12 protein-coding genes are annotated in these 13,943 nt (G+C 45.9%); 2 read left to right on the top strand and 10 right to left on the bottom strand.

The window, feature by feature from the left end; translation table 11 throughout:
* Positions 1-590: 590 nt before the first annotated feature.
* The 8 genes from pflA to MIC7113_RS06445 all read right to left on the bottom strand — a co-directional run bounded on the left by pflA (position 591) and on the right by MIC7113_RS06445 (position 9,868).
* Positions 591-1,322 carry a pyruvate formate-lyase-activating protein gene (gene pflA / locus MIC7113_RS06485; RefSeq protein ID WP_015181380.1) on the bottom strand — a complete coding sequence of 244 codons (732 nt, stop codon included), beginning with the start codon at positions 1,320-1,322 and terminating at the stop codon, positions 591-593.
* Positions 1,323-1,438: 116 nt separating this feature from the next.
* A complete protein-coding gene (gene pflB / locus MIC7113_RS06480) occupies positions 1,439-3,664 on the bottom strand; it encodes a formate C-acetyltransferase (protein ID WP_041779926.1) in 2,226 nt (741 codons plus the stop codon).
* Positions 3,665-4,349: 685 nt separating this feature from the next.
* Entirely contained in the window at positions 4,350-4,793 is a 444-nt protein-coding gene (locus MIC7113_RS06475; RefSeq protein WP_015181378.1) for a hypothetical protein, read from the bottom strand.
* 652 nt (positions 4,794-5,445) lie between these two features.
* On the bottom strand, positions 5,446-6,987 hold the full coding sequence (locus MIC7113_RS06465; RefSeq protein ID WP_015181376.1) for a site-2 protease family protein: 1,542 nt from the start codon (positions 6,985-6,987) through the stop codon (positions 5,446-5,448).
* Positions 6,988-7,041: 54 nt separating this feature from the next.
* Complete coding sequence (murQ, locus tag MIC7113_RS06460; RefSeq protein ID WP_015181375.1) at positions 7,042-7,974, bottom strand: N-acetylmuramic acid 6-phosphate etherase; 933 nt, start codon at positions 7,972-7,974, stop codon at positions 7,042-7,044.
* A 105-nt stretch (positions 7,975-8,079) separates the two neighbouring features.
* Positions 8,080-8,454 (bottom strand): DUF3110 domain-containing protein, encoded by a 375-nt coding sequence (locus MIC7113_RS06455; RefSeq protein ID WP_015181374.1) that lies wholly within the window; start codon positions 8,452-8,454, stop codon positions 8,080-8,082.
* Positions 8,455-8,710: 256 nt separating this feature from the next.
* Positions 8,711-9,415, bottom strand: coding sequence for a M15 family metallopeptidase (locus tag MIC7113_RS06450; RefSeq protein WP_015181373.1), 705 nt, complete (start codon positions 9,413-9,415; stop codon positions 8,711-8,713).
* A 180-nt stretch (positions 9,416-9,595) separates the two neighbouring features.
* Positions 9,596-9,868 carry a hypothetical protein gene (locus MIC7113_RS06445; RefSeq protein ID WP_015181372.1) on the bottom strand — a complete coding sequence of 91 codons (273 nt, stop codon included), beginning with the start codon at positions 9,866-9,868 and terminating at the stop codon, positions 9,596-9,598.
* A 577-nt stretch (positions 9,869-10,445) separates the two neighbouring features.
* Between MIC7113_RS06445 and MIC7113_RS38570 the strand changes: the two genes are divergently transcribed.
* Positions 10,446-10,571: a hypothetical protein gene (locus MIC7113_RS38570; RefSeq protein WP_015181371.1), complete on the top strand. Its 126-nt coding sequence runs from the start codon at positions 10,446-10,448 to the stop codon at positions 10,569-10,571.
* Positions 10,559-11,326 (top strand): hypothetical protein, encoded by a 768-nt coding sequence (locus MIC7113_RS06440; RefSeq protein ID WP_155897949.1) that lies wholly within the window; start codon positions 10,559-10,561, stop codon positions 11,324-11,326. Before MIC7113_RS38570 ends, MIC7113_RS06440 begins: the two co-directional genes overlap by 13 nt.
* 262 nt (positions 11,327-11,588) lie before the next feature.
* On the opposite strand, the gene MIC7113_RS06435 is transcribed toward MIC7113_RS06440, so the two are convergent.
* Both MIC7113_RS06435 and MIC7113_RS06430 read right to left on the bottom strand, forming a co-directional pair.
* Positions 11,589-11,954 (bottom strand): response regulator transcription factor, encoded by a 366-nt coding sequence (locus MIC7113_RS06435; RefSeq protein WP_015181369.1) that lies wholly within the window; start codon positions 11,952-11,954, stop codon positions 11,589-11,591.
* A 147-nt stretch (positions 11,955-12,101) separates the two neighbouring features.
* Positions 12,102-13,667: a SagB/ThcOx family dehydrogenase gene (locus MIC7113_RS06430; protein ID WP_015181368.1), complete on the bottom strand. Its 1,566-nt coding sequence runs from the start codon at positions 13,665-13,667 to the stop codon at positions 12,102-12,104.
* Positions 13,668-13,943: the final 276 nt, after the last annotated feature.

Below are 13,943 nucleotides of genomic sequence, written 5' to 3'. Positions count from 1 at the left end.
TGCGTTAGGCGAGCGTTCTGGAGGAGTTTGTCACAACTCACCCCAAAAACTGGACAAGTTCTTGAACAACTTTTCTGCACTATTAAGGATAAATTTCTACTTGATTGAATTCCTTGAGTGGCTTCGTCTGATTGAGTTGGTGGATCTTTCTACGGAATCCTGATAATTAATGCGCTCGGTTTCTTTAACATCAACCTTTTTGGCGATACCGATGTAGGTATAAAAGAATAGTTCGGGATAGTGAGGAGCCGTCAATACTTTTAAGATACTTCTCCCTGAGTGACCCTCTATATCAATTCTATCTTGGTTAAGATGCTTTTGAGTATCTCTACAATGTCTTCATGTCCTGCATTTGGCTGTTATTCCTCTAGCCATAGGCTTAACATTTATTTTGTCTTTTGATGGCTAGTATCCTAGATTACAAAGCAAAGCGATTTTGCCACTGATTGCTGATTTATAGCCCTTCTCGATTGGATGAGATACAGTATGACCTCTCTCCAAACTCCTCACTAAAGCTCCGGTCTCCTACAAGGAGAGAGGCTTTGATTCTTACTCCCACGAAACTAATGGGAATGACGCTTCAAAAGGATTTACTGCACGATGAGATCGTGTCCTCGGAAGATATTGATCGCTTGTTGAACCAGTTCTGGCGTGGGTGGCTGAGTGTCTTTGAGTTGATAGTCATAACCCAATTGCTCCCATTTGTAAGCGCCCATTTGGTGAAAGGGCAAAACTTCTACTTTTTCTACATTGTCCAATGTGGCGATAAATTCGGCTAACCCCTCAATATTGTGTACTGGGTCTGTGAGATTGGGCACTAAGACAAATCGAATCCATGCAGGTTTTTTGATCTCACTTAAATACTTAGCAAATTTGAGGGTGGGTTCAAGGGAAACGTTCGTAACTTTTACATAAATTTTGGGATCGAAGGATTTGATGTCCAGCAGAACCAAATCCACGTAATCCAGTACGGGTTTGGCGGTATTCAAGTTAACATAACCCGATGTATCAAGCGCTGTATGAATCCCCAGTTCCTTGCAGCGTCGAAATAATTCTGTAACAAACTCCGGTTGCATCAACGGTTCACCACCCGTGACGGTTACCCCTCCACCCGAAAATTGCATATAGGAGCGATATTTCTGAATTTCTTCTATCAGTTGATCAACCGTAGTTTCTTTGCCCTGTGCACTACAACGAGCATCGGGGTTGTGGCAGTAAAGACAGCGCAGGGGACAGCCTTGGGTGAAGATGACAAACCGAATACCGGGGCCATCAACGGTACCGCAGCTTTCAAGGGAGTGAATACGCCCAACTATAGTCATGATAGGAGAGTTTTTTTAACGCAAAGGAACGCTAAGGTTTTCGCAAAGGGACGCAGAGGATGGAGAGAGTTCTTTGCGAACCTCTGCGCTTCCCTCTGCGTTCTCTGCGTTGAAATCTAAATGCGATCGTGGAAGGTTCGTTGAATTACATCTAACTGTTGTTCGCGGGTTAACTTAATAAAGTTCACGGCATAACCGGATACCCGAATTGTTAGCTGCGGATATTTTTCGGGATGATCGATCGCATCCAACAAGGTTTCACGATTCAGGACGTTGATGTTGATGTGATGTCCTCCATTGTGGAAGTAACCATCTAGCATTCCTACCAGGTTGTTGAATCGGTTCTCATCCGTCTTACCTAATGCTTGGGGCACGATGGAGAAGGTGTAGGAAATGCCATCTTGGGCGTGTTCGTAAGGAAGTTTGGCGACGGATTCTAAGGCTGCGATCGCACCTTTGGTATCCCGTCCATGCATTGGGTTTGCCCCCGGTGCAAACGGTTCTCCTGCCTTACGTCCATCTGGCGTGTTGCCGGTTTTCTTGCCATACACCACGTTCGAGGTAATGGTAAGAATTGACTGGGTTGGCACTGCGTTGCGATACGTCTTGTTCTGACGCAACTTGTTCATGAAATCTTCGACCAGCTTCGCGGCAATGCTATCCACCCGGTCATCATTATTCCCATATTTGGGATAATCGCCTTCGATTTGGTAATCCACTGCCAAACCGCTTTCGTTGCGAATAACCTTTACCTTGGCATACTTTATGGCTGATAAAGCATCTGCCACTACCGACAACCCTGCCACACCACATGCCATTGTTCGCAAGATATCGCGGTCATGTAACGCCATTTCCAGGCGTTCATAACAGTATTTATCGTGCATGTAATGGATGACATTCAGGGTGTTGATGTACAACTTAGCCAGCCAATCCATCAACACATCGAACTTCGCCATTACCTCGTCATAATCCAAGTATTCTGAGGTAATCGGCTCAAACTCAGGAGCAACCTGATCCCCTGCTTTTTCATCCTTCCCGCCATTGATGGCATACAGTAGCGCCTTGGCTAAGTTGGCACGCGCACCGAAGAACTGCATCTGCTTACCAATTCGCATGGCTGAAACACAGCAGGCGATCCCGTAGTCATCGCCATACTCAGGACGCATCAAATCGTCGTTTTCGTACTGAATTGAGCAGGTTTCGGCGGAAACCTTAGCGCAGTAACGCTTAAAGTTTATCGGTAATTGCTCCGACCACAGGACGGTTAAGTTGGGTTCGGGTGCAGGACCCAGGTTAGATAGGGTGTGCAAGAAGCGGAAATTGTTTTTGGTAACCAGAGGTCGTCCATCTAAACCCATACCGCCAATGCATTCCGTGACCCAGGTTGGGTCACCAGAGAACAGTTCGTTGTAATCGGGTGTCCGTAGGAAGCGCACCATCCGCAATTTCATCACGAAATGGTCGATGATTTCCTGTGCTTCGGCTTCGGTTAGCGTGCCATTTTTCAGGTCGCGTTCAATATAAATATCCAAGAACGTAGAAACCCGTCCCAAGGACATTGCCGCACCGTTCTGTTCTTTAACAGCACCCAGGTAAGCAAAGTACGTCCACTGAACCGCTTCTTTCGCTGTGGCTGCGGGTTGGCTAATATCAAAGCCGTAATCGGCTGCCATAGCTTTGAGTTCACCCAAAGCGCGAATTTGCTCACAGATTTCTTCCCGTAGCTGAATCACCGATTCGTCGATTACATCGAGTTCCAGGGATTCGAGTTGCGCTTTCTTATCTGCAATCAAGCGGTCTACGCCATACAGTGCCACTCGCCGATAGTCGCCAATAATCCGACCGCGACCATAGGCATCGGGTAAACCTGTGATAATTCCAGAATGCCGCGCTTTTTTCATTGCACGGGTGTAGCCATCGAACACGCCGTCATTATGGGTTTTGCGGTATTTAAAAATCTCCTCTGTTTGTGGGTCGAGTTGATAACCATAAGCTTCTAAAGCCTTCTTGGCGACCCGAATACCGCCAAACGGCATGATGGCACGCTTTAAGGGTTTATCTGTTTGCAACCCAACAATTTGTTCTAAGTCCTTGGCAATATAACCTGGTGCATGAGAGGTAATCGTCGATACAACAGTGGTATCGGCATCCAGTACGCCCTTTTCCCTCTCTTGTTCCATGAGGAATTTCACTTTATCCCACAACGTTTCCGTCCGTTGTGTGGGATGGGCTAAAAAAGACTCGTCTCCTACGTATGAAGTGTAATTCTTTTGAATAAAATCCTGGACATTAATTTCCTGTGTCCATAAGCCGGAAGTAAAACCTTGCCATTGGTTTAACATCATAATTACTCAATTCCACTTCGTTGAGAGGATTTACTCCTACCTTTAGGTTAGCAACTTTAGGAAGAATCGTAAGCATTTGTACGCTTTCTTCTAGGAATTTTTAAGGTTTCGTGTTTGAAACGAGGTCAACATTATGAACAGATGAGCTGACTCAAAAGCTTTCCTTGTCTGAATTACATCTATTTTGAAAAAATCAAATAAACCAAGTTACAATAGAATATTGGCACTTAATAATTAAAGAAAATAAAAGTCCTTCAAATAATCTTATAAAAACAACAATACTATTGTTTTTATAAGACATCAACCTTGATAAGTTTGTTGTACTTAGAGGTCATTGCTCAAGTTAACCTGAACTTCCAGTAAGGTGCGTCAAGTCTTGCCCTCTTAGTACGTTTTAACTAATTACTGAAGCGAGACTTGGTACGTCGTCATATCATGTCCGTCTAATTACCCATAATAAAAACTCTCCGCGTCCCCATGTCTCCGTGTCCCCGCGTCAATCCTAACGATGGGTGTTTAACCGGACATGATATCAGATGACGGTCGGTTGATTACCCATCATAAAATCCTGTTTGTAGTAGGTACTTTAGTAACCCTCACAAGAGGACGAAAGTCCTCACTACAAACTCCCGCATAGTGTAGTTTTCTTAACGGAGATGATATCAAGGCTTAATTGATCATTTCATGAGCTAGGTGAAGAGATTGCACTTTCCAGCTTCATGACCGAACCTGAGGCATTGGTGCGATAAATCCAGCGTTGTTGTCCACTCATCACAGCGATTTGCCAGCCAGGAACAGTCATTTTGGTACACAAAGCCCTAGAATCAGCTAGCTCTAGGCAATTATCCTGCCAAGTTTGCGGTCTAGCCTGAACAATGCGGAGAGCAGTGGTTGGTAAACCAGACTGCTGTGAGACATGTTGCAATACGGAATGACTAACGGGAGTTGAAAAAGTTGTTCTCGTTTCTACAGGGCGAAACAAGGGTCTTGTTGTATCAGGCGGTGTCTGACCAATGCAGAAGTACAAAATCCCTGTAAACGCCAATGCCTGGATAATCAGACGGGGCTGAATCACTTTTCTCTCGAAAGTCGCTGTGGCAGAGCCTCTAGTATTTGTGTCTTCCATGGCAATCCTCACAAGTGGTGCTTTAGTCTCTTGAGCGTACTAATCCATAGATAAAAAGCACCCCAATGCTGAGTAGCTCCGGAAACCTTAAAAAACCTCTTCCTGGTTGGGAAATATGGAATGCACTTGTATTGATTTTTGCGCCGGAGCATAAACTCGTTTTGTTTTTGGAGCAGATGCTTGTCGAGTGCAATCGGATTCTCTTGAGCAGTACGCAAAAATGTTTTGCTGTCGAGGGAGGAAAATTCACAACCACGAAGCGCCGTTAAGGCTGCACTCTAAAGAGCGCTTACACAAGTGCATAATTTTTAGAGAGGTATGACTAGAGCCATTGGACAATGGGTTCTGCAATCAATTTTGATTTTGGAGAACCCTGTCAATCCCTCTTTGTACTAATTGTCGTACATAGTAGATTTCATTTTAACCGGGAAAATACTGAATTGCCATGCACCTATGGTAAGGAATGCATGACAATTAATTAAGGTAAGGTTGCGATGGGGAATGGGTTATAGCATTTCACGATGACGAGGTTACTGATCGCTCCCCCCCATCCCCCTGAAAAAGGGGGAGCAAGTAAAGTATGTGTAGCAAGCCTTTAGAGAATGAGTATTACACCTCTTGAACGGATTATTCTGCAAAAGGCAAAGGCTGCTCAACCCCCAATTCCCAGACGAACGGCTAAAGCAGGAGTCAAGGGGATCAGGGTTGCCACCATCAAAAACAGCACTAACAATCCTAGAATGGCTCGTGTGTCATTCAGTTCTGTAATCTCATTGAGCGTCGGACGTTCTAAACCCCGCTGCAAAAACAGAATTACAATTGCCCAGTACAAAACAATGGGATTGGCTGGATTCACCAACGCTACAATTCCCAAGACAATTAAGGTAGCAATGGTGGTACGCCGAGCCGTTTTACGTCCGTAGATGGCCTGAACAACTCGCCCTCCATCCAGTTGACCGGCTGGCATCACGTTCAAGGCCGTCACCACCAAACCTAGCCAACCAATAATCGTTAATGGGTGAACATCCACTAAATTTCCTTGTAAAGCCGATCCCAAGAAAACTCGTGCTAGCGATCCCACCAAGATCGATCCCTGAAAAAACTGAACGGGGATTTGGAAGGTACTGCCCTGATGAGAGAGGATGAATCCGACAATCAACATCAGTAAGGAAACAATACCACCGGCGGCAGGACCGGCGAAGGAGATATCAAATAAGGCGGCTCGGTGAGGGATTAAAGACTCAAAACGAGTAATAGCACCAAAAGAACCAATTTGCCAACTGGGAATGAAAAAAGGCAGACCGAGTTTGACTTTATGGCGTATGGCTTGCCACCAGTGACCGAGTTCGTGTGCGGCAAAAACTGTCCAGATTCCCAACGCGAAGGGCAGGACTTCCGAAAATCGTTCTGGGTTTTTGAAGAAATCGAAGTTCAGCAGCAACCCAGCCGCTTCTAAGGATGTGGCGATTGTGGCAACCACAAGGACAACGGCGAGAATTTTTTGAGGAACGGTTGCAGGTTGGGGATCATTACTGCTGGGAAGAACAATCACCACGGGTCTGCCTTCAGGGCTTTCCACTAAAAAGAGTCGGTAGCGATCACCTAATCGTTCTTCTACACTACTAGCTAAACGGGAATACACTTCTTCTGGGTCTGTACCCCGCATATTACCTTTGAAAATGACTCCTTCCTGATAGGGAATTGTTTCAGTAGCAAAGAAGGTATCAATACTAAAAATCCCTTGCAGGAGCTTAAGGTCGTCTGCCGGAATGGGAACCACCTCAATCGCGGGATTCGTGCCATTGTTGGGCGGCGTTGAATTCTCAATGGTTGCGACTTTTGGCTCATCCGGCTGTTGGGGAGTATCACTCGGTGGGGCTTCGTTATTCAGCAGTTGCTTAGCTCGTTCCTGCAACACCGCATCCTGACCGGCATCCCGTAATAGCTTGCCCAAATAGATGTACAATCCGGCTGAGGCGACCAATAAAAAGAGAATGCCTACAAAATTGAGATAAACTCCAGCGGTTACTAAGCCAAAAAACACTAACCAAGGAGCTGTTAATACGACCGACTGCAACCAGGCTAAGATTCCCAGTTTGCCGTAAGTCCGGGCACGGTTGAAGCCCCAACCCATGACGCCGAGCGCCACTAGAATAATTAATACCGTTGCAGTCGTCTCCGATCCAGTAAACATTTTTGAGTAGTTAGTCGTTTCTTATAGGTGATGGGAACAATCGCAGAAAAAGTCTCAACTGTTCTCCATAGTATTGTGATTCCAGCTTTGCACGGCGCTCCTCAGATCTCCTTGATGTTGAGCCAGGAGGCGATCGCCTTCTTCTTTGCCGAGTCCTGTCCAATGCATCACAAGCGCTAATTTAACTTGGCGTCCACTCAGCTCTAATAAATATCCTGCCTCTTCCCGGCTCAGACTGGTGAGGTCTTGCAGAATTCGCAACGCACGGTCATGAAGTTTTTTGTTGGTCACGGCAACATCTACCATGCGATTGCCGTAGACTTTGCCCCTCCGAACCATCACACTGGTGGAGAGGATGTTCAATGCCATCTTGGTTACAGTACCCGCTTTTAGCCGCGTGGAGCCAGCCAGGACTTCTGGGCCAACCAACAGCCGGATATCCAAGTCAGCCTCTGTACTCACCTGTTCTGACGGAACACAGGCGATTAAAATTGTTGTTGCTCCTCGCTGCCGTGCGGCCTGGAGAGCACCGTGAACGAAGGGTGTGGTGCCACCTGCGGTGATGCCGACGACAACATCGAGTTCCGTAACATGGCGATGGGCGATCGCTTCGGCACCATCTTCCGGTTTATCCTCCAAATCTTCCGAACTCCGCACCAAAGCACCAGCACCTCCAGCGATGATGCCCTGAACCAGTTCGGGCGGTGTACAAAAAGTTGGGGGACACTCGGCTGCATCTAGTACCCCTAAACGCCCACTTGTTCCTGCTCCCACATAGAATAGCCGTCCCCCCCGACTCAGAGCAAGAGCCGTGCGGTCAATGGCTTGTGCCAGCTCAATTCGTGCCGCTGCGATCGCACTGAGAGTTTTGGCATCCTCGCGATTAAATAGATCTACCAACTCCAGAGATGTTAGCTGGTCAAGCTTCTGACTTGCTGGATTAATCTGCTCAGTCAGCAGATGACCCCGCTCCTCCAAATTCTTCATGATTTTACTGTTTGGTCATCGGTCATTGGTCATTGGTCATCGGTTATTGGTCATAAGTCAGGGTTTGACGTTTGACTTTTATCCTTTTTCCCATTCCCTAGATATTTACAATAGTCCCTCTAGCTGACGGCGAATGCGCTCTAAGTCAGTCATTTCTGGTTCCTCTGGTTGCTCGGCTTTCACTTGCCAGTCTGTTTGTTCCACATTCGTCTCTGGGGGAATTTCCAAGCGTCCGGGTTCAATTAGCTCCCAATCATAATCATTAGAACGGCAAAACTCTTCAATTTCATCAGCACCGATGGCTTCCACAGTAGCTTCTGGAAAGTCCTGCGCTTCTAACAATAGACCAAAGCGGATGGCATCGTCTTCTGATTCAAACATCAGTACCTTGTTGCGATCGCCAATCCGAATCGTGTGAATTCCCTCGTTTTCCGTTCGGGCATGAAATAGGAGAACAAATACTCGCTGGGGTGCAACCATATATTGTTTGTTTCTAGGGGTACATGCTAAACAAAACCGTCTTTACCTAGATTATCTGACTTCTGGCTGCCGGCACCTGACAGTTGACCCCTGATACCTGATACTTTCCTAAGCTAAAGCGCATTTAACTTGCACATTCTCAACACAGGATAAAACAGTTCACATCCGCTCCCCTGCTCCTGTGCTCCCCTGTCCTCGTATGAGCTCCGACCCTGCTCCCCCGCCGCCTCAACAAGCAAATTAGATGCGTAACAGCTTATTTATGGGCAACGCGACCATAACGTGCCGTAACACTCACTGTTGGATTGTCTTGATTGCACAACCACGCCCACATCTGATCCCCCAGGCAGAAATGCCACCACTCTCCTGGATGACGGCAAAAGCCCGCCGAGTACATGACATCGCGCAATACCTGCCGATGCTCATGATAGGGCTTGTCTGGCTGATTGACGTAATAGTCGGGATGAGAACGGGGTGAGAGTTCGTCAATGGCTGAACCCATGTCAATGAGCTGACCTGTCGCATCCACCAGGGTCAGATCGATGGCGGCACCGGTACTGTGAGGCGGCGGCGTCTTTGGGTTAGGGCTTGGCACCGCCCAGATTTGATAGACTTGTTGTATAATTACGTCGCGTTGGTCGTCGGATAAGGTATCTGGGTCTAATTTTTGGGATTGAACCACCTCAGCAAATGTGTGGTCTACCATAAATTGTTGAACGGCGACGGGTCGATAGGCATCAAAAATCTGGATGCGCCAATCGGCATGGCGTTGTTGGAGTTCAGCTTGTGCGCTAATCAAGGCTGCGATTACGCTCTCGCGCAGATAATACGGAGAAGTGTCCCCATAAGGCGCTCCCAGTTTTTCGTAGGGATGAGGTGATTCTACGGCAAACTGTTCTAGGGGAATGGGTACGAGCGGCTCTCCACACTCTAGAATTTGTATCTTCTGATAAGGTTTCATCGCACAGTTAAATTTTGGGCAGCCTGAAAATAATTGATAAATTTGATATCAATAAAACCCCTAGCAATGCTTTATTGAAAGTGTATCAGTAAGCCCCAAAAATAAAAAACAATAAAAGCCCTGATTGACGCTTGACGAAACCATGAATAACTAGGAACTCATTGAACAAAGAAGTAAAATTCAAGACTGCCGATATCCGCGTACTTTCAGGACTGACTGACGAGCCGAGGTTTGAGCTGATACCACAAGTACCCATCGAAAAGGTACAGAAGCTACACCTGTTGTCACAGAGGTACTTGTTCCTCCTATTGCTGCACGTTTTTGAAGTTTTCTTCTCAGGCTTTTTCCCGGTTCACAGTAAATTTTGTAGTTTTTGAGTTCTGGACATTCCGAAAGTTTCTTAAAGGTCTCTAGCGCAGCAACGACGAAGGCTTCCCTTAGATCTTCATTCATTTTATGTGCATCCTATTAACTGATACCTTATACCTTTAAGCATCTCGGTTTGTCAGACTCATTTGCATAAAGCAGTTTTGAGGATTGAGAGAAAATGGATAAAAGTTTGGTGAAGCAGCGTAAAACCATAGGTCGGTAGTGCGCCACGAAGCACTCTACAGCTTTGATTTGAAGCGATTGAGTGAATCAGTAATTTTCCAAAATCACAAGACCCTTTGTTGGAATGCCTAGTGCAAGAAGGCAGTTCGCGTAGCGTTCTCCGTAGGAGTAGAAAGAAGGCAGAAGGCAGAAGGTAAGGACGCTTGTACACTAAGCTTTTTAACCTTTTTGGACTGGTGGGTTATTTCTGCCGCGCTGCACTAGTTCTGGCACACAAGGGTGTGGTCAAAACCCGTTGGTGGTGAATAAGAATGATAATCAAACTTAGGGGGAGGGGTGAGCGGCGCTCACCCCTCCCCTCCTGCATGAGAACGATAATCATGCAGGAGGGATATAAAGAATCAGGCTTTTCGCTTAAAACTTAGACCAGGAATATGGCAGTGTCTTTATCAAATGTGAAATAGGATGTGACACTGCCATGAATCAAGATTATACAGATATTATCCAACAGGTTAGCCAAGTTCTTTTCCAAGCTATCAAACAACGGGAATTGAATTTAGCTCAAAATAAAGATGTGGTGGGAATAGAGTTTTGGTGGAACTAGATGGTTCTCATGTTCGCACTGGCATTCTTACTCCAACTGAAACTGAAGAATTAACTCCCCTGCGCCAGATTAGAAGATGTAAACGTCAAACGGATTGGCGTGAAGTGAGAGTTGGCTTCGCACGTCCTGTGGAGCAAAAAGAAAAACGAACTTTTGTTGCTAGGATGGGTCAATATCCAGAAGTAGTGCAACAACTACATAGTGCGGCAGTAGACCAAGGACTGTCCACTTATACCTTAGTTTATGGCTTAGCTGATGGAGGTAATGGTTTACGAGAAGCGCTAGAATCTGAATTTTCTCATTTTCAATTTATTCTAGACCGACCTCATCTCAAACAGCATCTTTTTGCCACGGCTGAGGCAATGGAACTGACAGGTAAGATACGTTTGATTTGGCTCAAGCATACTCTCAACTTAATTGACAAAGGTCACGTTAAGAAAGTCATCAGCCGTCTCAAATGCTGGCAGGGTAAAGGGCAACAAAGAGTTCTCAATTTGGCTAAGTATTTAGAACGTTTTCGGGATGCGCTTCATTATGACAAATATCGGTCGCTGGGTCTACCAATTGGCTCAGGAGAAATTGAAAGCGCTCATCGCTACATCCCCCAAAAACGTTTAAAACTTCCCGGAGCCACTTGGCATCCGGATACTATCAATCCTATGTTAGCTTTAAGGGTTATTCGTGCCAATAATTGGTGGAACGATTTTTGGCATCAGTTAAGTCTGGATAAAAATCAACTCATAAGTTCCTGTTAGCCTTAGCAGCTAGCGAGAGCATCAGAGCTTTTTTGTTTTGGTAATAACTGATTAACAATGTGCTGATAACCATTAAAGGAAAGGGGCAAGCAAGGCTTGTCCTCGGTTGCCTTTGATTATCATTCTCGTCAATGACTCCTGAAAGTTAGGCAAGTTAGGTGAGCAAAGGGGAGGCTTTTGGCGATCGCATCTACCAACGGGTTTTGACCACACCCGGCACACAACAGAGAGATTATCTATTAGCCACAGGGGATAACATCCCTTAACTTCGCAGAAGCTGCTTAACGGTACCAACTAGCTCTTGAGGGTGGAAAGGCTTGGAAATATAAGCATCAGCACCTTGCTTTATACCCCAGTAGCGGTCAAATTCTTCTTTCTTTGCTGAACACATAACCACTGCCAAGTTTTGGGTTTTAGAGTTGGCTTTGAGCCGACGGCAGACTTCATAGCCATTCATCCGGGGCATGATGATGTCTAGAACCACGAGATCGGGAGAAGACGATTGAATTTGCTCTAGGGCTTCGACGCCATCACCTGCCACAATGACACTCAGTCCATACCCTTTCAGCAGTTCTGAGATCATTTCTCTTTGTGGAAGACTATCTTCTACCACCAGGACTGTACTCATAACTAATCCCTACCTACTTGGCCTCTTTCAAATATTAATGAGAAATTCCGAGACAAGGCATCTAATGTGCTTAGCTTTTCTTGACTTAAACAAGATTTACGCCGTCACTCTATTTGAGTTAGTGTACTCCGATACGCCCCAAGGCGACTAACTTCTTTTAGGGCGTCCGAGAGTGGTGATGTATAAAACGGCCTCATCGGTTGGAATACCCAAAACTTCATTCACCTGGTCATCAAAAAAGCCACCAATCCCACTAACCCCTAAACCCAGGTAAATAGCGGCTAGATTCATCCGTTGTCCCAAATGACCCGCATCCATGTGGAGATAACGGTAGGCGCGATCGCCTTGTCTTTTCACTGCTGCCTTCAAGTCAGAGGTATGGAATACGACAGCTCCCGCATCTCGACCTAACTCTTGTCCTAGACACAAATAATGTAACTCTCGCCGGAAGTTTTTAAAGCGAATTTGCCGCAATTCTTGGGCTTTTGGTGCGTAATAGTAACACCCTTCTTCTAAGTTCGTCACGCCCGACACGGCGATAAAAGTTTCAATTAAACTCAAATCGAAATAATCAGGCGAACCGTCCAATCCTTGGTCAGTGTAATGTTGAGGTTGGTAAGTAAAATCAAGTACAGCTTTGAGTTCATCTAGAGTTAGATTGGCACCATTATAAGCACGGGTGGAGCGACGTTTAATGATGGTATTCTCCAGCGCTTGGAGCGGATTTCCATCGGTGCTGCCCTCTGCCCAATTAATCGGTCTGGTAACAGTTGAGACTTTCGTACAGAACGGGAAATTATATTTATCTCCTTGTTGTAATTTTGCGGCTTTGGCTTGATATTTCTCAACCTCAACATCCCAATTTTGGATCTCTTCGATTTCGGTTACACGATGTAAATAATTGAGTAATTGTCCGTCTGGAATTTCTGGATAGTGTAGGACAGTCAGGGAGGGCAAAGTAGTTGGCGCAGGCGGCATTTGTTGTCGAAAATTGAGCTGATCGGCGATGGGAATCACGGCGATCGCGGCTTCTTTGTCGGAGTCTAGATAAAGCAGATCGTTTACCGTCTCATCTGAAAAACCACCAATCAGGTGAGGTCGGTAATCGGTGAAGGCTGAAGCGAGTTCAATGTTACCCAGGATATGACCTGTATCCAAGAAAATCCGTCGATAAGCCCGGTCTTCATAGCGCCATGCGGAACGAGAAAAAACGGCTGTAATCACAATGGCAATATCCGTACTGCCTAAGGTCGTATGCCAGTAACAGGCATCTTGCAGCACATACCAAACCTCGCTTTCCCAAAAATGAACCAGAGAATGGGTACGGCACTGATAGTTATAAAGTCCTGTCGGTAAAGAGGGTGTTCCTCGGCAGACCAAATAGACCTCGGCTGGGTATAATCCACCCGCAGAGGGAGCTGCTCGCAGATACATGGGTGATCCCATCAAGGTTGGCATCCTTGCTGTCAAGCCATAACTATAAAAAAGCAGTTGTGACAGCCGCCACAACGTTTTACCCGGTTCACTCGTAAACGCCTTGGGGTCTTCTTTTAGGTAGGGTTTCAGGTCAATGTTTGCGCCAACTTTATACTCTTTATAAGGTACGGGTTGATTTTCCCAGTCAAGAACCTTGTTTTTTGCGGCAAGCGTCTCTGGATAATATTTAGTGCGCTCGTGGTAGTGGTGAGAAATTGATAATGGCTGGTCTGACATAATCGTTTGAATAGGCTTTTGGTTCGTCGTTTATCTTGACATCATAAGGTCACCCAACTTTCTACAAAAGTCCGAGCAGAACCTACCAAAAGACGATGCTCTTAGATCCGGTAGGTGACAAACTCCTCTCTCAACGGTCTCAATCCCCTGCATTCTGTCTATCCTTAAGGTTAATCCAATACTTAGACCTCCGTTTCTGGGTGGCTGTAGACCTTGATCATACATTCATAAAAATCAGTTTTTGTCAATATTATCCTCCAGTATTTATCTAATTCT

The organism is Allocoleopsis franciscana PCC 7113 (genome assembly GCF_000317515.1).
Classification (GTDB): Bacteria; Cyanobacteriota; Cyanobacteriia; order Cyanobacteriales; family Coleofasciculaceae; genus Allocoleopsis; species Allocoleopsis franciscana.
This window is presented reverse-complemented; position numbering and strand designations above follow the sequence as displayed.

Bases quoted from the DNA above. Each gene is read 5' to 3' on its own strand.
- pflA (WP_015181380.1), bottom strand. From the start codon at position 1,322: ATGACTATAGTTGGGCGTATTCACTCCCTTGAAAGCTGCGGTACCGTT.
- pflB (WP_041779926.1), bottom strand. From the start codon at position 3,664: ATGTTAAACCAATGGCAAGGTTTTACTTCCGGCTTATGGACACAGGAA.
- MIC7113_RS06475 (WP_015181378.1), bottom strand. From the start codon at position 4,793: ATGGAAGACACAAATACTAGAGGCTCTGCCACAGCGACTTTCGAGAGA.
- MIC7113_RS06465 (WP_015181376.1), bottom strand. From the start codon at position 6,987: ATGTTTACTGGATCGGAGACGACTGCAACGGTATTAATTATTCTAGTG.
- murQ (WP_015181375.1), bottom strand. From the start codon at position 7,974: ATGAAGAATTTGGAGGAGCGGGGTCATCTGCTGACTGAGCAGATTAAT.
- MIC7113_RS06455 (WP_015181374.1), bottom strand. From the start codon at position 8,454: ATGGTTGCACCCCAGCGAGTATTTGTTCTCCTATTTCATGCCCGAACG.
- MIC7113_RS06450 (WP_015181373.1), bottom strand. From the start codon at position 9,415: ATGAAACCTTATCAGAAGATACAAATTCTAGAGTGTGGAGAGCCGCTC.
- MIC7113_RS06445 (WP_015181372.1), bottom strand. From the start codon at position 9,868: ATGAATGAAGATCTAAGGGAAGCCTTCGTCGTTGCTGCGCTAGAGACC.
- MIC7113_RS38570 (WP_015181371.1), top strand. From the start codon at position 10,446: ATGAATCAAGATTATACAGATATTATCCAACAGGTTAGCCAAGTTCTT.
- MIC7113_RS06435 (WP_015181369.1), bottom strand. From the start codon at position 11,954: ATGAGTACAGTCCTGGTGGTAGAAGATAGTCTTCCACAAAGAGAAATG.
- MIC7113_RS06430 (WP_015181368.1), bottom strand. From the start codon at position 13,667: ATGTCAGACCAGCCATTATCAATTTCTCACCACTACCACGAGCGCACT.